The following is a 19,919-nucleotide window of genomic DNA, read 5'->3' as shown; positions in this document are numbered from 1 at the left end:
TCCGTCGGGTGTCCACCAGCTTTGTGCAGCGATGCCGTCACCCTTGTCCGCATATTTGACTTCCCTTCGAAAGGGCCGGTTGCCACCCGTGTCCCGGGGCTTGCGCACGGGTAACGTCGAAACCGTCCGCAGAAATCCACGGAAGATGGGAAGTCCCATGGCCACGAGGCCTGACCACGAACTGACCGCACAGGTCCGGCCCGACGGATATTTAGAGCTCTTCTCCCGGCGCACCGGCAAGCGGCACCGATGCGGCCCACGCGGCACGACGATGTGGCTGGCGCTCCAGCGGAGCGGCTGGCAGCCGGAATCGGCCGCCGATGAAATCGCCGTGCAATTAGGTATCGATCCGGCCAGTGTCCAATGCGATATCCACGCATGGTTGGCGCATTTCCGCGAGGCCGGTGAGTGAAGGAAAATGGGGGCGCGGGCAGCCTTTCGGCCACCCACGCCCCCTCCCTTTCGACCGCCCCCGATTTCAGGACGCGGCGGCGGACCGTGCCGCCGTGAGCCATGTCTCGACCGCCTCGGCGGTGGCCTCCGCGCGGTCCTCCAGCATCGTGAAGTGCGTGCCGGGCACATCGGCCGGCTCGTGCTCCGCGGGCCAGCTCGCCCGCCAGTCGTCGGTGCCGGCGGCGAAGGACTCCGTCGGCCGTACGAACAGCACGGGTGCCGCGAGGGCGCCGGGCAGGCAGTGCTGGATCAGGTCGCTGTAGCGGCTCATGGCGGCGAGGCGGGCGGTCCCGAAGCCCCCGAGCGAGGACTCCCGGTCCAGCATGCCGTCGAACATCTGCCGCCACAGGTCGTCCTTGCCGTCGTCCCCGGGCAGATAGGTGTCCAGCAGCACCACGCCGGCGGCCGGCTGTCCGGCCTTCTCCATGATCTCGGCCGCCGCATGGGCGAACTGGCCGCCGGAGGAGTAGCCGACGAGCACGTACGGCCGCTCGTCCGCGCAGGCCCGGCGGATGCCCTCGACGACCACCTCCACCACCGCGTCCACGGAACGCGGCAGCGCCTCGCCGGGCCCGAAGCCGGGCACCGCGGGCACCACGACGTCACGGCGGCCGTCGAAGTGCCGGGCGAAGCGGGCGTACTGGTGGGCGCCGCCGAGCGCCATCGGCGACGGCAGGCAGACGAGCCGTGGGGAGGCGTCACCGGTGGCCAGCCGCACCGGGTCCGGGACGGCGCCGGGTTCGTCCAGGCTGGAGAAGCCGGGGAGGATGTCGGCCACGGTGCGCAGCAGGTCGATGGCCCGGTCCATCCGCCCGTCGGCCGCCGCGCGCCGCACCAGACCGCTGACCGATTCCAGGTCGCCGGCGCCCGCCGGGCCGGGGGCGCCGCCCGCCAGGTGCCCGCGCAGGGCGGTGGCGAGGGCGGCCGGGGTGCGGTGGTCGAAGACGGCACCGGCCGGCAGGGTGCTGCCGAGGGCGGCGCCGAGGGCTGCGCGGAGTTCGGCCGCGGAGACGGAGTCCATGCCGATCTCCAGGAAGACGGCGTCGGGTTCGACGGCCTCCGGTCCCGGGTGCCCGAGGACGGCGGCGGTCTGGGCCCGGATCAGCTCGGTCAGCAGTGCCTCCTGCTCGGCCGGCGGGGCGCCGGCGAGCCGCTGCCCGAGCGGCTCGGCGTCCGCGGTCCCGGCGGCGGGCGCCGGCGCGGCCGCCGGGAGGGCGGTGAGGGCGGCGTCCGCGTTCAGCCAGTACCGCTCGTGCCGGAACGCGTAGGTGGGCAGATCGGCGCGGGCCGTGCCGGGGAAGAGCGCCGCCCAGTCGGGGGCGAGGCCGTCGGCGTACAGACGGGCGAGGCCCGACAGGAGGGCCGCGGGCTCGCTGCCGTGGCGCCGGCCGAGGGCGACGAGGACGGCGCCGTCGGTGTCCGGGCACTCGCGGACGAGGCCGGTCAGCACGGCGTCCGGGCCGACTTCCACGAAGCGGCCGACGCCCGAGGCGGTGAGGGCCGCGACGGCGTCGGCGAACCGGACCGTCTCCCGCACGTGCCGCACCCAGTGGCCGGGGTCGCACAGCTGCTGCCCGTCGGCGGGACGCCCGGTGAGCGTGGAGACCAGCGGGATGCGCGGCTGATGGAACGTCAGCTTTTCGGCCACCGCACGGAACTCGTCGAGCATGCCGTCCATCAGCGGCGAGTGGAAGGCGTGCGAGACGGCGAGCCGCTTGGTCTTCGCGAAGCCCTCGGCGGCGGCGAGCACCGCCGTCTCCTCCCCCGAAAGCACCACGGAGGACGGCCCGTTGACCGCGGCGAGCCCGACGCGGCCGTCCAGCAGCGGCCGTACCCGCTCCTCGCCGGACTGTACGGCGACCATCGCGCCGCCCTCCGGCAGCGCCTGCATGAGCCGGCCCCGGGCGGCCACCAGGGCACAGGCGTCGTCCAGGTCGAGGACGCCGGCCACATGGGCGGCGGCGATCTCCCCGACCGAGTGCCCGGCCAGCACGTCGGGCCGCACACCGAAGGACTCCAGCAGCCGGAACAGGGCCACCTCGTAGGCGAACAGCGCCGTCTGCGCGTACCACGTGCGGTGGACGGCGTCGGCGTCGTCGCCGGCCAGCACCCCGGCGAGGTCCAGGCCGGTCCGGGCGTCGACCGCGTCGAAGGCCTCGGCGAACACCGGGTAGCGGGCGCGCAGTTCGAGGCCCATGCCGAGGCGCTGGGCGCCCTGGCCGGTGAACAGGAACGCCGTACGGGTGCCGGTCCGCGCCCTGCCGGTGACGGCCGTCGGGGCGGGGGCGCCCTCGGCGAGGGCACGCAGTCCGGCGAGCAGCTGGTCCCGGTCGGTGCCGGTGACGGCCGCGCGGTGGTCGAAGGCGGTGCGCCGGGTGCCGAGGGCCCTGGCGACGGCCGCCGGGTGCAGCTCGGGCCGGTCCGCCAGGAAGGCGTGCAGGCGCTCGGCCTGCGCGGGCAGGGCCGCTGCCGAGCGGGCGGACAGCGGCCATACGACCGCCGGGGCGTCCGGTTCGGCGTCCGCCGGCTCCTCCTCGGGGGCCTCCTCGATGATGGCGTGGGCGTTGGTGCCGCTGATGCCGAAGGAGGACACAGCGGCCCGGCGCGGCCGGCCGGTGCGGGGCCAGGGCTGTTCCTCCGTCAGCAGCCGCACCTGTCCGGCGTCCCAGTCGACCTTGGCCGACGGCCGGTCCACGTGCAGGGTCTTGGGCAGCACCCCGTTGCGCATCGCCAGGACCATCTTGATGACACCCGCGACACCGGCGGCGGCCTGCGTGTGCCCGATGTTCGACTTCACCGACCCCAGCCACAGCGGGGCGCCGGCGGAGCGTTCCTGGCCGTAGGTGGCCAGCAGCGCCTGCGCCTCGATCGGATCACCCAGCGTGGTACCCGTGCCGTGCGCCTCCACCACGTCCACGTCCGCCGCCGACAACCGGGCCGACGCCAGCGCCTGCCGGATCACCCGCTGCTGCGACGGACCGTTCGGCGCGGTCAGACCGTTGGACGCCCCGTCCTGGTTCACGGCCGAACCCCGGACGACGGCCAGCACCGGATGCCCGTTGCGCCGCGCGTCCGACAGCCGTTCCAGGACGAGCATGCCCAGTCCCTCGGAGAAGCCGGTGCCGGCCGCGTCCTCGGCGAAGGAGCGGCAGCGCCCGTCCGGGGACAGGGCGCCCTGCCGGCTGAACTCCACGTACGTGCCCGGCGAGGCCATCACCGTCACTCCCCCGGCCAGCGCCAGGGTGCACTCGCCCTGCCGCAGCGCCTGCGCGGCCAGGTGCAGCGTGACGAGCGACGAGGAGCAGGCGGTGTCCACGCTGAGCGTCGGGCCCTCCAGGCCGAGGGTGTAGGCGACGCGGCCGGAGACGATGCTGCCCGAGCCGAAGCTGCCGAAGTAGTCGTGGTACATGACGCCCGCGAACACGCCGGTGCGGCTGCCGCGCAGCGCGACGGGGTCGATGCCGGCGTTCTCCAGGGCCTCCCAGGAGCCTTCGAGCAGCAGTCGCTGCTGCGGGTCCATGACCAGGGCCTCGTTGGGGCTGATGCCGAAGAACGCGGCGTCGAAGTCCCCCGCGTCGTGCAGGAAGCCGCCCTCCCGGGTGTAGGAGCGGCCCGGCACGCCCGGCGTCGGGTCGTACAGGTCCGGGTCCCAGCCGCGGTCGCCGGGGAACGGCGTGATGCCCTCCGCGCCGTCGGCGACCAGCCGCCACAGGTCCTCCGGGGACCGCACTCCGCCCGGGTAGCGGCAGGCCATGCCGACGATCGCGATCGGTTCCCGGGCCGCCGCGGTCAGCGCGCGGTTGCGTTCCCGCAGCCGCTCGATCTCCTTCAGCGAGGCGCGCAGCGCCTCGACCATCCTGGTGTCCGGCTTCTCGGACTCGGCCATGGTCCTCTTCCTTGTCACGGGCGTCGAAACAGCACGCCGTCTCGGCGCGGTCCCACCGTTCGTCGTCACAGCGCGTCGTCGTCGCCGACGAGGTCGTCGAGCGCCATGCTGATCAGGCTCTCGGCGTCCATCGCGTCGATCGGCGCGCGCCCGGTCCCCCCGTCCTCCGTCTGCTCCGGCGCGGGCCGCACCCCGGCGAGTTCGAGCAGGCTGTCCAGCAGGCCGGCCTCGCGCAGGCGTCCCACCGGGATGGTGGCGAGCGCGGCCCGCACGGTGTCCTCCTCGGCGCGCGGGCCGTCGCCGGTGCGCGGGGCCAGCTCGCCGGCCAGGTGGTCGGTGAGCGCGGCCGGCGTGGGGTGGTCGAAGACCAGCGTGGCGGTCAGCCTGAGGCCGGTGGCCTCGTTGAGCCGGTTGCGGAACTCGACGGCGGTCAGCGAGTCGAAGCCGAGGTCCTTGAAGGGCAGGCCGGCCTCGAACTCCTCGACGCCGAGCACCGCGCGGGCCTCGTCCCGCACCAGCCGCAGCAGCCGTTCGGTGCGCTCCTCGGGCGCGAGCGCGGCCAGTTCGCGGCGCAGCGCCGATGCGGCGGCCGACGCCCCGGGCCCGGTCCGGCGCGGCGCCCGCACCAGGGAGCGCAGCAGCGGGGCGACCCGGGCGGCCTCGCGCGGGGCGAGGTCCAGACGGGCCGGCAGCAGCACCGGTTCGGCGCGGCCCACGCCCGTGTCGAACAGGGCGAGCCCGCTCTCCGCGTCGAGGGCGAGCACCCCGCCGGAGGCCATGCGGCGGGCGTCGGTGTCGCCGAGCCGGTCGGCCATGCCGCCGCTGCCCGCCCAGGCGCCCCAGGCCAGCGAGACCGCGGGCAGGCCGAGCGACCGGCGGTGGGCGGCGAGGGCGTCGAGGAAGGTGTTGCCGGCGGCGTAACCGGCCTGGCCGGGGCTGCCGAGCAGGCCCGCCGCGGAGGAGAACAGCACGAACGCGGTCAGGGGCCGCTCGCGGGTCAGGTCGTGCAGGTGCCAGGCGGCGTCCAGCTTCGGCCGCAGGACCGCGTCCAGCCGCTCGGGGGTGAGCGAGGTCAGGACGGCGTCGGCGAGGACGCCCGCGGTGTGCACGACGGCGGAGACCGGGTGCTCGTCCAGGACGCGGGCGAGGGCGGCGCGGTCGGCGGCGTCGCAGGCGACCACGGTCACCTCGGCGCCGAGCGCGGTGAGTTCCTCGCGCAGGCCGGCCGCGCCGGGTGCGTCGCCTCCGCCGCGGCTGAGCAGCACCAGCCGCTCGGCGCCGTGCGCGGTGACCAGGTGCCGGGCGACCAGCCGGCCCAGGGCGCCGGTGCCGCCGGTGACGAGGACACCGCCGGAGAAGACGGCCGGGGCGGGCTCGGCCAGGCGGGGCGCGCGCACCAGCCGGGGGACGCTCAGCGCCCCTTCCCGCAGGGCCAGTTGGGGTTCGCCGGAGGCGACGGCGGAGGGCAGCAGGCCGCGGGAGGCGTCCGTGTCGTCCAGGTCGGCGAGGACCATCCGGTCGGGGTGCTCGGTCTGGGCGGAGCGGATCAGGCCCCACGCGGTGGCGGCGCCGGGATCGGTCACGTCCCCGGGGCCGGCCGCGCCGCGCGTCGCCACCACCAGGGTGGTGTCGGCGAACCGTGCGTCGGCCAGCCAGTCCTGCACCAGGGTGAGCAGCCGCCGGACACCGGCCCGGGCCGCGTCCGGCCCGTCGCCGCCGGTGTGGACGACGACCAGGGTCTCGGGGTCCTGTCCGGCGGCCTCGGCCAGGTCGTCGGCGACGGCGACCTCGGCGACCTCGCCCGCCAGGGCGCCGGCCAGTTCGCGGCGGCCGGGGCCGAGGACGGTCCACCGCCCGGCCTGCGGGGCCGCCGGTACGGAGACGGGCACCCAGTCGAGGGCGAACAGGTCGTCGTGTCCCCCGCTCGCGGCCGCGGCGATCCGCTCCGGGTCCACCTCCCGCAGTGACAGGGAGGCCACGCGTACCACCGGCCGGCCGGTGTCGTCGGCGGCCTCGATGCGCACCGCGCCGGTGCCGGCCGGGGCGATCCGCACCCGCAGGGCGGTCGCGCCCGGCGCGTACAGCTCCACGCCGGTCCAGGCGAAGGGCAGCGTCATGCGCTCCTCGGCCCCGGCGCGCAGCCCGATGGTGTGCAGGGCGGCGTCGAACAGCGCCGGGTGCAGGCCGAACGCGGCGCCGTCGGTGGGGACGGCGACCTCGGCGTACGCCTCGTCGCCGTGCCGCCAGGCCGCGCGCAGGCCCTGGAAGCGGGGCCCGTACTCGGCGCCCAGTCCGGCCAGCCGGTCGTAGACGCCGTCCAGGTCGACCGGTTCGGCGCCGGGCGGCGGCCAGGCGGCCAGGTCGTGGCCGGGCCTGTCCCCGGCGGGGCGGAGCGTGCCGGTGGCGTGGGTGGTCCACGGGTCGCCGTCGGCCGCGGTGGCGTACACGCGGAAGGCGCGGGCGCCCGTCGCGTCGGGTTCGCCGACCGTGCACTGGAGGCGGACGGCGCCGTCCTCGGGCAGCGGCAGCGGTTCGGTGACGGTCAGCTCCTCCACCGTGCCGCAGCCGACGCGGGCGCCGGCGGCCAGGGCCATCTCGACGAAGGCGGTGCCCGGCAGCAGCGGCACCCCGCCGACGCTGTGGTCGGCGAGCCACGGGTGGTCGGCGAGGGAGAGCCGGCCGGTGTGCAGGGTGCCGTCGGCGCCGGCGAGTTCGACGGCGGTGCCGAGCAGCGGGTGGTCGGCCGCCGGGCGGGGCAGGCCGGTGTCGCCGGTCATCCAGTAGCGGCCGCGCTGGAAGGCGTAGGTGGGCAGGTCCGAGCCGTCCCGGTGGGGCAGCAGCGGCGCCCAGTCGACGGCGCTGCCGTGCACGTGCAGGGCGGCGAGCCCGGTGAGCAGGGCTTCGGTCTCCTCGCGGTCCTTGCGCAGCAGCGGTACGACGGCCGTCCCGTCGGGCAGGCACTCGCCGGCCGCGGCGGTCAGGGCGCTGCCCGGGCCGACCTCCGCGAAGTGCCGTGCGCCGGCCGCGTGCAGGGCGGTGACGGCGTCGGCGAAGCGGACGGCCTCACGGGCGTGCCGTACCCAGTACTCGGGTGTGGACAGCTCCTCGGGTGCGGCCGGGGCGCCGGTGAGGGTGGACACCAGCGGGATGCGCGGCGTGCCGTACGACAGGGACGCGGCGACCTCGCGGAACTCGGCGAGCATCGGCTCCATCAGCTCGGAGTGGAAGGCGTGGCTGACGGCCAGTTCCCGGGTGCGCTCGAAGCGGGCGGCCAGGGCGCGGGCGGGTCCGGCGGGTCCGGAGACGACGACGGACGTGGGCCCGTTGACGGCCGCGATCCCCACGCCGTCGCCGAGCAGCGGCGTGATCTCGTCCTCGGTGGCGCGTACGGCGATCATCGCGCCGCCCTCGGGCAGGGCCTGCATGAGGCGTCCCCGGGCGGCGACGAGGGTGCAGGCGTCCTCCAGGGTGAGCACGCCGGCGACGTGGGCGGCGGCGAACTCGCCGACGGAGTGCCCGGCGAGCAGGTCGGGCCGGACGCCGAACGACTCCAGCAGCCGGTACAGGGCGACTTCCACGGCGAACAGCGCGGGCTGGGTGTACTCGGTGCGCTCCAGCAGCTCGGCGGAGCCGAGGACGTCGGCGAGCGGCCGGTCCAGCAGCGGGTCGAGGTGTGCCCGGACCTCCTCGAAGGCGGCGGCGAAGGCGGGGAAGGCCGCCGCGAGGCGGGTGCCCATGCCCGGCAGCTGGGAGCCCTGACCGGAGAAGAGGAAGGCGAGCCGGCCGTCGGTGGCGGTGTCGAGGACGCCGGCGGGCGGGGTGCGGCCCTCGGCCAGGGCCCGGACGCCCGCCGTGAGTTCGTCGCGGGTGCGGCCGAGGACGGCGGCCCGGTGGCCGAGGCGGGTGCGGGCGTGGGCGAGCGCGCCGGCGAGGCGGTGCGGGTCGGCGTCCGGGGTGGCGGCCAGGTGCTCCAGCAGCCGTGCGGCCTGGGCGCGCAGGGCCTCGGGGGTGTGGCCGGACAGCAGCCACGGCACGATGCCGGCCGGCGGCGCCGGGGCCTCTTCGGCCGGTTCCGCGGCGGGCGGCGCGGCCTCGATGATCACGTGGGCGTTGGTGCCGGAGATGCCGAAGGAGGAGACGCCGGCGCGGCGCGGGCGGCCCGGGTCGGGCCAGGGGCGGTTCTCGGTCAGCAGGCGGACGTTGCTGCCCTCCCACTCCACGTGCCGGGAGGGCCGGTCGACGCCGAGGCTGGCCGGCAGGGTCTCGGCGCGCAGGGCCTCGATCATCTTGATGACACCGGCGACACCGGCGGCGGCCTGGGTGTGCCCCAGGTTGGACTTGACCGAGCCGAGCCACAGCGGGCGGTCCTCGGTGTGCTCGGCGCCGTAGGTGGCGATCAGCGCCTGGGCCTCGATGGGGTCGCCGAGGGTGGTGCCGGTGCCGTGCGCCTCGACCACGTCCACCTCGGCCGCCGGGACGCCGGCCGCCTGGAGGGCGCGGCGGATGACGCGCTGCTGGGCGGGGCCGTTGGGGGCGCTGATGCCGTTGGAGGCGCCGTCCTGGTTGACGGCGGTGCCGCGCAGCACGGCGAGGATCTTCCGGCCGTTGCGGCGGGCGTCGGAGAGCCGTTCCAGCAGCAGGACGCCGGCGCCCTCGCCGAAGCCGGTGCCGTCGGCGGCGTCCGCGAAGGGCTTGCAGCGGCCGTCCCGGGACAGGCCGCGGTGCCGGCTGAACTCCACGAAGGTGCCCGGGGTGGCCATCACGGTCACGCCCCCGGCCAGCGCCAGGGAGCAGTCGCCCTGCCGCAGTGCCTGCGCGGCCAGGTGCAGTGCCACCAGCGAGGAGGAGCAGGCCGTGTCGACGGACAGGGTCGGGCCCTCCAGGCCGAGGGTGTAGGCGACGCGGCCGGAGACCACGCTGCCGGAGCCGAAGCTGCCGAAGTAGTCGTGGTACATGACGCCCGCGAACACGCCGGTGTCGGAGCCGCGCAGGGTGGCGGGGTCGATGGAGGCCCGCTCCAGGGCCTCCCAGGAGGTCTCCAGCAGCAGCCGCTGCTGGGGGTCGGTGACCAGGGCCTCCTCGTCGTCCATGGCGAAGAACGCCGGGTCGAAGCCGGCGGCGTCGTACAGGAAGGCGCCGTGCCGGGTGTAGCTGGTGCCGGGCCGGTCCAGGGTCGGGTCGTAGAGGTTCTCGACGTCCCAGCCGCGGTCGGCCGGGAACTCGCCGACGGCGTCGCGGCCTTCGGCCACCAGCCGCCACAGGTCCTCCGGGGAGGCGATGCCGCCGGGGAAGCGGCAGGCCATGCCGACGACGGCGATCGGTTCGTCGGCGGCGACGTCCCGGGCGGTGGCGGGGGCGGTGGTCGCGGTGAGGGTGCCGGTGAGTTCGCCGAGCAGGTGGCGGGCGAGTTCGGCGGGGGTGGGGTGGTCAAACACGAGGGTGGCGGGCAGCCGCAGGCCGGTGGCCGCGGAGAGCCGGTTGCGCAGTTCGACGGCGGCCAGCGAGTCGAAGCCGAGTTCGCGGAAGGCCAGGGTGCGGCCGACGTCCTGGGCGGAGCGGTAGCCGAGGATGGTCGCGACGTGGCTCTGCACGAGTTCGGTGAGGAACGGTTCGCGCTCCGCCTCCAGCAGCCCGGCGAGCCGCTCCCGCAGGCCGTCGGCGCCGCCGGCGGCGCCCGGCCCGGTGGCCGCGCCGGCCCGCCGTACGGGCACCAGGGCGCGGAACAGCGGGGCCAGGCCCTCCCCCTGGGCGCGCAGGGAGGCCATGTCCAGCCTCACCGGCAGCACGGCGGGGTCGGCGCCGCGCAGGGCCGCGTCGAAGAGGGCGACGCCCTCCTCGGTCTCCAGCGGGGCGACGCCGCCCCGGGCGATGCGGGTGAGGTCCGTCTCGTCGAGGGTGCCGGTCATGCCGCCGGCCTGCGCCCACAGGCCCCAGGCGAGGGAGTGCGCGGGCAGTCCGAGGGTACGGCGGTGCACGGCGAGGGCGTCGAGGTAGGCGTTGGCGGCGGCGTAGTTCGCCTGGCCGGGCGAGCCCAGCGTGGCGGCGGACGAGGAGAACAGCACGAACGCCGCGAGGTCCAGGCCGGCGGTGAGTTCGTGCAGGTTCCAGGCGGCGTCGGCCTTGGGCCGGAACACCTTCTCGATCCGCTCCGGCGTGAGGGAGGTGAGCACGCCGTCGGCGAGGACGCCGGCCGCGTGGACCACGGCGGTCAGCGGCCGGGCGGCCGGTACGGCGTCCAGCACGGCGGCGAGCGCGGCCCGGTCGGCGACGTCGCACGCGGCACTGGTCACCTCGGCGCCCAGCGCGGTGAGTTCGGCGACCAGGTCGTCCGGGGCACCGCCACGGCTCACCAGCAGCAGGTGCCGCACGCCCCGTTCGGCGACCAGGTGCCGGGCGAGGATACGCCCGAGGGCACCGGTGGCCCCGGTGAGCAGCACGGTGCCGCCGCCGAGGCCGGGGATCTCCCCCGCGCCGGGGACCGGGTCGGCTCCGTCGGCCGTGGCCTGCCCGCCGGTGTCGGCGTCGGTGTCGGCGTCGGTGACGCGGGCCAGCCGGGGAACCTGCCAGGTGCCGTCGCGGTAGGCCAGGTGCGGTTCGCCGGTGGCGACGGCCTCGGCGAGGAGTCCGGCGTCCGGCTCCTGACCCGCCTCCGCCTCGACGAGCACGATCCGGCCGGGGTTCTCCGACTGGGCGGAGCGCACCAGGCCGCCGGCCGCGGCTCCCGCCGGGTCGGTGCCGGTGATCACGACGAGGGTGGTGTCGGCGGCGGCGAGCGCGGTGCGCAGATGGTCGAGGACCGTGTCGACGGCCGCCCGTGCCTCGGCGGCGCTGGTGCCGGCCGGGGCGCGCACCACTTCCGGTGCCGTGCCGGCGGGCGCGGCCGGCGGGGCCGGCACCCAGGTGACCCGGTACAGCGCGCCCGCGCGGGCCGAACGCGCCGCGGCGTGCAGGGCCTCGGTCCGCAGGGGCCGCAGGGTGAGCGCGTCGACCGTGGCGACCGGGGCGCCGGTGGGGTCGGCGAGCGTGAGGGAGACGGTGCCCTCGCCGGCGGGCCGGACGTGGACGCGCAGCGCGGTCGCGCCGGTGGCGTACAGCCGTACCCCGGACCAGGCGAACGGCAGCAGGGCCTCGTCGCCGGCGGCGTCGGTGAGGCCGACGGTGTGCAGGGTGGCGTCCGACAGGGCGGGGTGCAGGGCGAAGCCGTCGGGGGCCGCGTCGGTGGCGACCTCGGCGTACAGGCCGTCCGCGGTGCGCCAGGCGGCGCGCAGGCCCTGGAAGAGGGGGCCGTAGCCGAGGCCGAGGGCGGCGAGTTCGTCGTACAGGCCGTCGAGCGGGACCGGTTCGGCGCCCCGCGGGGGCCAGGCGGCGAGCGGGGCGGGGCCGGCGGGCAGGGTGCCGGTGGGGGCGAGCAGGCCGTCGGCGTGCCGGGTCCAGGGCAGGTCCTCGTCGGGGTCCTCCGGCCGCGACCAGATGGTGACCGGGCGGGTCTCCCCCTCGGGCGCTCCGACGGTGACCTGGAGCTGGACGGCGCCGTGGTCGGGCAGGACCAGCGGTGCGTGCAGGGTGAGTTCGGCGATGTCGCCGCAGCCGACCTGGTCGCCGGCGCGCAGCGCGAGCTCCAGGTGACCGGTGCCCGGGAAGAGCAGCCGGCCGCCGACCCGGTGGTCCTCCAGCCAGGGCTGGGTGCCCGGGGAGAGCCGCCCGGTGAGGACGACGCCCTCGCTGTCGGCGCGCACCATCGCGGCGCCGAGCAGGGCGTGGTCGGTGGGGGCGAGGCCGGCGGAGGTGACGTCGGCGCCGCTCGCGGTGGAGTCCAGCCAGTACCACTCGCGCTGGAAGGCGTAGCCGGGCAGCGGGACGCGGCGCGGCCGGCGGCCCTCGGCGACGGCGGTCCAGTCGACGCCGGCGCCGTGGGTGAACGCCTCGCCCAGGGCGGTCAGCAGCCGGGCCCGGCCGCCTTCGTCGCGGCGCAGGGAGCCCACGGCGGCCACGGCGTCGTCGGTCTCCTGGATGCCGACGGTGAGCACCGGGTGCGGGCTGGACTCGATGAACAGGTGGTGCCCGTCGGCGACGGCGGCGCGCACGGCCTGTTCGAACAGCACGGTGCCGCGCAGGTTGGTGTACCAGTACCCGGCGCCGAGTTCGGTGGTGTCGAGCGGGCCGCCGGTGACCGTCGAGTAGAACGGCACCTGGGCGGCGCGCGGCTCGATGCCGTCGAGGACCTCGGCGAGGCGCTCGCGCAGGGTCTCCACGTGGGCGCTGTGGGAGGCGTAGTCCACGGGAAGGCGCTTGGCGCGGACCTTCTCCTGCCTGAGCCGCGCGAGCAGTTCGTCGAGGGCGTCGGCGTCGCCGGACACCACCGTGGAGGCGGTGCCGTTGACGGCGGCGACGGACAGCCGGCCGTCCCAGGCGGCGAGCCGGGCGCGGACGGCGTCGGCGCCCTCGCCGACGGACATCATGCCGCCCGAGCCGGACAGCAGTTCGGCGATGGCCCGGGACCGCAGGGCGACGACGCGGGCGCCGTCCTCCAGGGACAGCGCGCCGACCGCGCAGGCGGCGGCGATCTCGCCCTGGGAGTGGCCGATGACGGCGGCGGGCGTGACGCCGTACGCGCTCCAGGTGTGGGCGAGGGACACCATCACGGCCCACAGCAGCGGCTGGACGACGTCCACGCGGTCCAGGCCGCCGCGCAGTTCGGTGGCGAAGTCCCAGTCGGTGTACGGCGCGAGCGCGGCGGCGCACTCGGCCATGCGGGCGGCGAACACCGGTGATTCCTCGAGGAGTTCGGTGGCCATGCCGGACCACTGGGAGCCCTGGCCGGGGAAGACGAACACGGGCCGGGCGCGGCCGGGCGCGGTGCCCTCGGCGAGGGTGCGGGCGGTGCCGCCGTCGGCCAGCGCGGCGAGGGCGCCGCGCAGTTCGGCCGTGTCGGTCCCGGTGATCGAGGCCCGGTAGGGGAAGCGGGCGCGGGTGGTGGCGAGGGTCCAGCCGATGTCGGACGGGTCGAGCCCGGGGTGGGTGTCGAGGTGGCCGAGGAGCGCGGCGGCCTGGCCGGCGAGCGCGGCGGGCGTCTTGGCGGTGAGCAGCCACGGCACGGCGAGGCCCCGCGGTGCGGTGCGCTCCGGCTCGGCGGGGCCGGGCGGCGCCTGTTCGAGGATGACGTGGGCGTTGGTGCCGCTGATCCCGAAGGAGGACACGCCGGCCCGGCGCGGCCGCTCGTGCCGCGGCCAGTCCCGCTGCTCGGTCAGCAGCCGCACCTGTCCGGCGTCCCAGTCGACCTTCGTGGACGGCTGGTCCACGTGCAGGGTCCTGGGCAGGACGCCGTTGCGCATCGCCATGACCATCTTGATGACACCCGCGACACCGGCGGCGGCCTGGGTGTGCCCGATGTTGGACTTGACCGAGCCCAGCCACAGCGGGCTGCCGGCGGGCCGGTCCTGGCCGTAGGTGGCCAGCAGCGCCTGCGCCTCGATCGGGTCGCCCAGCGTCGTCCCCGTGCCGTGCGCCTCCACCACGTCGACGTCGGCGGTGGTGAGGCGGGCGTTCTCCAGGGCCTCGAGGATGACGCGTTCCTGGGAGGGGCCGTTGGGGGCGGTCAGGCCGTTGGAGGCGCCGTCCTGGTTGACGGCGGTGCCGCGGACGACGGCGAGCACCTCGTGGCCGTTGCGGCGGGCGTCGGAGAGGCGTTCCACGACGAGGACGCCGACGCCCTCGCCCCACACGGTCCCGGCCGCCGCGTCGGCGAAGGCGCGGGTGCGGGCGTCGGGGGCGAGCGCGCCCTGCCGGCTGAACTCGATGAAGGTTTCGGGGGTGGCCATGACGGCGACGCCGCCGACCAGGGCGAGGCCGGACTCGCCCTGCCGGAGCGACTGGGCGGCCAGGTGCAGTGCCACCAGCGAGGAGGAGCAGGCGGTGTCGACGGACAGCGACGGGCCCTCCAGGCCGAGGGTGTAGGCGACACGGCCGGAGATGATGCTGCCGGAGCCGAAGCTGCCGAAGTAGTCGTGGTACTGGACACCGGCGAACACGCCGGTGCGGCTGCCCTTGAGACTGTGCGGGTCGATGCCCGCGCTCTCCAGCGCCTCCCAGGACGCCTCCAGCAGCAGCCGCTGCTGCGGGTCCATGACGAGGGCTTCCTTGGGGCTGATGCCGAAGAACGCGGCGTCGAACGCGCCCGCGTCGTGCAGGAAGCCGCCCTCGCCGACGTAGGAGGTGTCCGGGCGCCGCCGGGTGGGGTCGACGACGCGGTCCACGTCCCAGCCCCGGTTGGCGGGGAACGCGCTGATGGCGTCGGTGCCGTCGGCGACCAGCCGCCACAGCTCCTCCGGGGTGCGCACGTCGCCCGGGTAGCGGCACGCCATTCCGACGATCGCCAGCGGCTCGTCCGCGCGCGCCTTGCCGGTACGGCGGCCGCGGCGGGCCCCGGTCCGGGCGCCGCCGTCGACCAGGGTGCCGAGGTGGGCGGCGAGCGCTTCGGGCGAGGGGTGGTCGAAGACGAGGGTGGCGGCGAGCCGCCGGCCCAGCTCGGCGGAGAGGGAGTTGCGCAGTTCGATCGCGGCGAGCGAGTCGAAGCCGAGGTCCTTGAAGGCCCGGTCGGTCTCCACGCTCTGCGGGTTCGCGTGGCCGAGCACGGCGGCGACATGGGTGCGGACCGTGTGCAGCAGCGCCTCGGCGCGCTCCTCGTCCCCGAGGCCGGCCAGGCGCTCGGCGAAGCCGGCGCCGGCGCCTTCGGCGACGGCCTCCCGGCGCACCGGGCGGCCCGCCAGCGCGCGCAGGACGGGGGCGAGGCCGCTGCCCTGGGCACGCAGCGCCGGCAGGCTGAGCCGCACCGGTGCCAGGGCGGCACGGCCGGCGCGCAGCGACCGGTCGAACAGGGCGGTGCCCTCCTCGGCCGACAGGGCGGTCATGCCGCCGCGCGCCATCCGGGCGCGGTCCGCCTCGTCCAGGGAGCTGGTCATGCCGCCCGTCGGGGCCCACGGCCCCCACGCCAGGGACAGCGCGGGCAGGCCCTGGGCGTGGCGGTGCGCGGCGAGGGCGTCCAGGAGGGCGTTGGCGGCGGCGTAGTTGCCCTGGCCGGGTGCGCCGACGGTGCCGGCGACGGACGAGAACAGCACGAACGCCGCGAGGCCGCCGGTGAGTTCGTGGAGGTGGAGGGCGCCGAGCGCCTTGGGTGCGAGGACGGTGTCGATCCGCTCGGGGGTGAGCGAGGAGACGACACCGTCGTCCAGGACGCCGGCGGCGTGGACGACCGCGGTGAGCGGGTGCTCGGCCGGGATGCCGGCGAGGACGGCGGCGAGGGCGTCGCGGTCGGCGACGTCGCAGGCGTGGGCGGTCGCGGTGGCGCCGAGGGCGGCGAGTTCGGCGATCAGGTCGTCGGCGCGGCCCGACCGGCTGAGCAGGGCGAGGTGCCGGACGCCGTGGGCGGTGACCAGGTGGCGGGCGATCACCGGGCCGAGGCCGCCGGTGGCGCCGGTGAGCAGGACGGTGCCCTCGGGGCCGAGGTCCGGCCCGGCCGCCTCCGGGGGTGCTTCGGCGCGCACCAGCCGGGCGGCGTGGGCGGTGCCGGCCCGCACGGCGACCTGCGGTTCGCCGGAGGCGAGGACGGCGGGCAGGACGGCGTCGGCGTCCGCGCCGGCTTCGAGGTCGAGCAGGACGAACCGGTCGGGGTTCTCCGACTGCGCGGACCGCACCAGGCCCCAGACGGCCGCGCCGGCCAGGTCGGGCACGTCCTCCTGCGCGACGCCGACCGCGCCGCGGGTGACGACGGCCAGCGGGCGGGGGTCGTCGTCCTGGAGGGCGGCGAGCGCGGTGTGCAGCGCCTGGCGGACGGCGGCGGCGTCGGTGCCGGGTGTGCTGTGCAGCACCCGGTGGGCGGTGTCGGGGGCGTCGGCGTCCAGGGGCAGCGGCTGCCAGTCGAGGGTGAACAGGGCGTCGGCGGTCGTGTCGCGGGCGGCGCGCAGGTTCGTGAGCGGGCGTGAGGCGAGCGAGGTGACCGTGGCGACGGGGGCGCCGGTGGCGTCGGCCAGGTCGACGGCGAAGGCGTGGTTCCCGGTGGGTACCAGCCGGGCCCGCAGCACGGAGGCGCCGACGGCGTGCAGGGTGACGCCGGCGAACAGGAACGGCAGCCGGGCGGTGTCGTCGGCGGATCCGTCGCCGAGCAGGGCCAGGGCGTGCAGGGCGGCGTCGAAGGCGGCCGGGTGCAGGCCGAAGCGGGGCGCGTCGGCGGCGGGCCGCTCGGGCAGCCGTACCTCGGCGTACAGTTCCTCGCCGCGCCGCCAGGCGGCGGTCAGCGCCTGGAAGGCGGGCCCGTACGCCAGTCCGGCGGCGGCGTGCCGCTCGTACAGCCCGTCGGTGTCGAGGGGTTCGGCGTCCTCGGGGGGCCACACGTCCAGGCGGCTGCCGGGGGTGCCGGTGTCCGCGGTGAGGAGGCCGGAGGCGTGCAGGGTCCACGGCTCGTCGGCGGGCAGGCTCTCGGCGCGGGCGTAGACCTGGACCGTGCGGGCGCCGGACGGGTCGGGCGCCCCGACGGCGACCTGGACGCGCACGCCGTCGTCCGGGGGCAGCACCAGCGGTACTTCGAGGGCGAGTTCCTCCAGGCGTCCGCAGCCGACCTGGTCGCCGGCGCGGACGGCGAGTTCGACCATGGCGGTGCCGGGGACGACGACGGAGCCGCCGACGACGTGGTCGGCGAGCCAGGCGTGGGTGCGCACCGACAGCCGGCCGGTGAGCACGGCGCCGTCGGAGCCGGCGAGCACGGTGGCCGCGCCGAGCAGCGGGTGGTCGGCGGGGTCCAGGCCGGCGGAGCCGACGTCGCCGACCGGTGCGGCGGTCTCGGGCCAGAACCGCTCGCGCTGGAAGGCGGTGGTGGGCAGGTCGACGGTGCGGGCGCCGGTGAACAGCGCGGTCCAGTCCACGGCGGCGCCGCCGGTGTACAGCTGGGCCACGGCGGTGAGCAGGGTCTCGGTCTCGTCGCGTTCGCGGCGGGTGGCGGCGGCGAGCACGGCGTCGGTGCCGGTGCCCGGGCCGGTGTCGTCGTTGGCCAGGCACTCGCGGGCCATGGCCGTCAGCACGGCGTCGGGGCCGAGTTCGAGGAAGCGGGTGACGCCCTCGGCGGCGAGGGCGCGTATCCCGTCGTGGAAGCGCACCGCCTCGCGCACGTGCCGCACCCAGTAGTCGGGGCCGGCGATGTCCTGGGTGGCGAGGGCGCCGGTGACGTTGGAGACGACCGGGACGGTGGCGCGGTGGTAGGTCAGGGACTCGGCGACCGCCCGGAACCCGTCCAGCATCGGTTCCATGAGCGGCGAGTGGAAGGCGTGCGAGACCGTCAGGCGGCGGCTCTTGGCGAAGTGGGCGGCCACCGCCTCCGCCTCGGGGGCGTCCCCGGAGATCACGACGGACTCGGGGCCGTTGACGGCGGCGATGCCGACCCGCTCGGTGAGCAGCGGGCGGACCTCCTCCTCGGTGGCGCGTACGGCGATCATCGCGCCGCCCTCGGGCAGCGCCTGCATGAGCCGGCCGCGCGCGGCCACCAGTGTGGCCGCGTCCTTCAGGTCCAGCACGCCGGCGACGTGCGCGGCGGCGATCTCGCCGATGGAGTGCCCGGCCAGGTAGTCGGGCGTGAGCCCCCAGGACTCCACCAGCCGGTACAGCGCGACCTCGAAGGCGAACAGCGCCGTCTGGGTGCGGGCGGTGCGGTGGAGCGGTTCGGGGTCGTCGCCGAGGACGAGGTCGCGCAGGTCGTCGTCGCCGAAGAGCGCGCAGATCTCGTCGAAGGCGCGGGCGAAGACGGGGAAGTGCGCGTGCAGTTGCCGGCCCATGCCGGCGCGCTGGGCGCCCTGTCCGGTGAACAGGAAGGCGGTCTGTCCCTTGCGGACCCGGCCCGAGGCGGCGCCCCGGCCGCCGTCGGCGACCTGGGTCAGGCCGGCCAGGAGCGCGTCCCGGCCGGCGCCGAGGACGACGGTCCGGTAGGGGTGGGCGGTGCGGGTGGCGGCCAGGGAGTGCGCCACGTCCACCGGGTCCAGCTCGCCGGTTGCGGCCGCCAGGCGGGCGGCCTGCTCGCGCAGGGCCTGCTCGGTGCGGCCGGAGACCACCCACGGCACCAGCGGCGGTGCCGTGCGCGGCCCGGTCCCGGCCGGTTCCCCGGCGGGGGCTTCCTCCAGGATGGTGTGCGCGTTGGTGCCGCTGGCGCCGAAGGAGGAGACGGCGGCGCGGCGCGGGCGGCCGGGGTCGGGCCAGGGCCGGTTCTCCGTCAGCAGCCGTACCCGGCCCTGGTCCCAGTCGACCTTGGTGGAGGGCTCGTCGGCGTGCAGCGTCTTCGGCAGGACGCGGTGCCGCATCGCCATGACGGCCTTGATGATGCCGGCGACACCGGCCGCGGCCTGGGTGTGCCCGATGTTGGACTTCACCGACCCGAGCCACAGCGGGCTGTCGGCGGGCCGGTCCTGGCCGTAGGTGGCGAGCAGTGCCTGGGCCTCGATCGGGTCGCCGAGGGTGGTGCCGGTGCCGTGTGCCTCCAGCAGGTCCACGTCGGCGGCGGTGAGCTGTGCCCCGGCGAGCGCGGCGCGGATGACGCGCTGCTGGGACGGCCCGTTGGGGGCGGTCAGGCCGTTGGAGGCGCCGTCCTGGTTGACGGCGGAGCCGCGGACGACGGCCAGCACCTCGTGGCCGTTGCGGCGGGCGTCGCTGAGCCGTTCCAGCACCAGCATGCCGGCGCCCTCGCTCCAGCCGGTGCCGTCCGCCGCGTCCGCGAAGGACTTGCAGCGGCCGTCGGGGGCGAGGCCGCGCTGCCGGCTGAAGGCGATGAAGTTGCCCGGTGTGGCCATCACGGTGGCGCCGCCCGCGAGGGCGAGGGTGCACTCCTTGTTGCGCAGCGCCTGCACGGCCAGGTGCACGGCGACGAGCGCCGAGGAGCAGGCGGTGTCGATGGTGACGGCCGGGCCCTCCAGGCCCAGGGTGTAGGAGATGCGGCCGGAGATCACGGCGGCCAGCACGCCGGTGCCGAGCGCGGCCTCGCTGTCCTCCGGCATCCGCGCCAGCAGGTCCTTGTAGTCCTGGCCGTTGGTGCCGGCGAACACCCCGATCCGGGCGCCGTGCGCCGAGTCGGGAGCGATGCGGGCACGTTCCAGGGCCTCCCACGACACCTCCAGCAGCAGCCGCTGCTGGGGGTCCATCGCGACCGCCTCACGGGGGCTGATGCCGAAGAAGTCCGGCTCGAACCCGGCCGCGTCGGACAGGAACCCACCGCGGGTGACGTAGCTCTTGCCGGTGGCGTCCGGGTCGGGGTCGTACAGCGCGTCGATGTCCCAGCCCCGGTCGTCGGGGAAGTCGCCGATGGCGTCGGTGCCGTCGTGGACGAGCCGCCAGAACTCCTCCGGGGTGGTCACGCCGCCGGGGAAGCGGCAGCTCATCCCGACGATCGCGATGGGTTCCCGGTCCTGGGTCTCCACCTCGCGCAGCCGCTGCCGGGTCTGGGCCAGGTCGGCGGAGACCCGCTTGAGGTAGGAGAGCAGCTTTTCGTCGTTGGTCATCGGGTGTCGCCACTCCTGTGCGAAGAGGTGGACTGCGGTGGGGCCGGGGTGTC

The 19,919-nt window shown here is 76.4% G+C and carries 3 protein-coding genes; 1 reads left to right on the top strand and 2 read right to left on the bottom strand.

Annotation, left to right across the window (positions count from 1 at the left end; genetic code table 11):
• Positions 1–157: 157 nt before the first annotated feature.
• Positions 158–412 (top strand): hypothetical protein, encoded by a 255-nt coding sequence (locus AB0947_RS30140; RefSeq protein ID WP_366753509.1) that lies wholly within the window; start codon positions 158–160, stop codon positions 410–412.
• A 66-nt stretch (positions 413–478) separates the two neighbouring features.
• Here the strand turns inward: AB0947_RS30140 and AB0947_RS30135 are convergent, their stop codons facing one another.
• Positions 479–4,339, bottom strand: coding sequence for an alpha/beta fold hydrolase (locus AB0947_RS30135; RefSeq protein WP_366753508.1), 3,861 nt, complete (start codon positions 4,337–4,339; stop codon positions 479–481).
• Between the two features lie 65 nt (positions 4,340–4,404).
• Positions 4,405–19,866: a type I polyketide synthase gene (locus AB0947_RS30130; RefSeq protein ID WP_366753507.1), complete on the bottom strand. Its 15,462-nt coding sequence runs from the start codon at positions 19,864–19,866 to the stop codon at positions 4,405–4,407.
• Between the last annotated feature and the right edge of the window lie 53 nt (positions 19,867–19,919).

This window comes from Streptomyces sp. NPDC047841 (assembly GCF_040704085.1).
In the GTDB taxonomy this organism is placed as follows: Bacteria; Actinomycetota; Actinomycetes; order Streptomycetales; family Streptomycetaceae; genus Streptomyces; species Streptomyces argyrophylli.
Note: the sequence above shows the minus strand (reverse complement) of the source record. Positions and strands in the feature narration are given on the sequence as shown.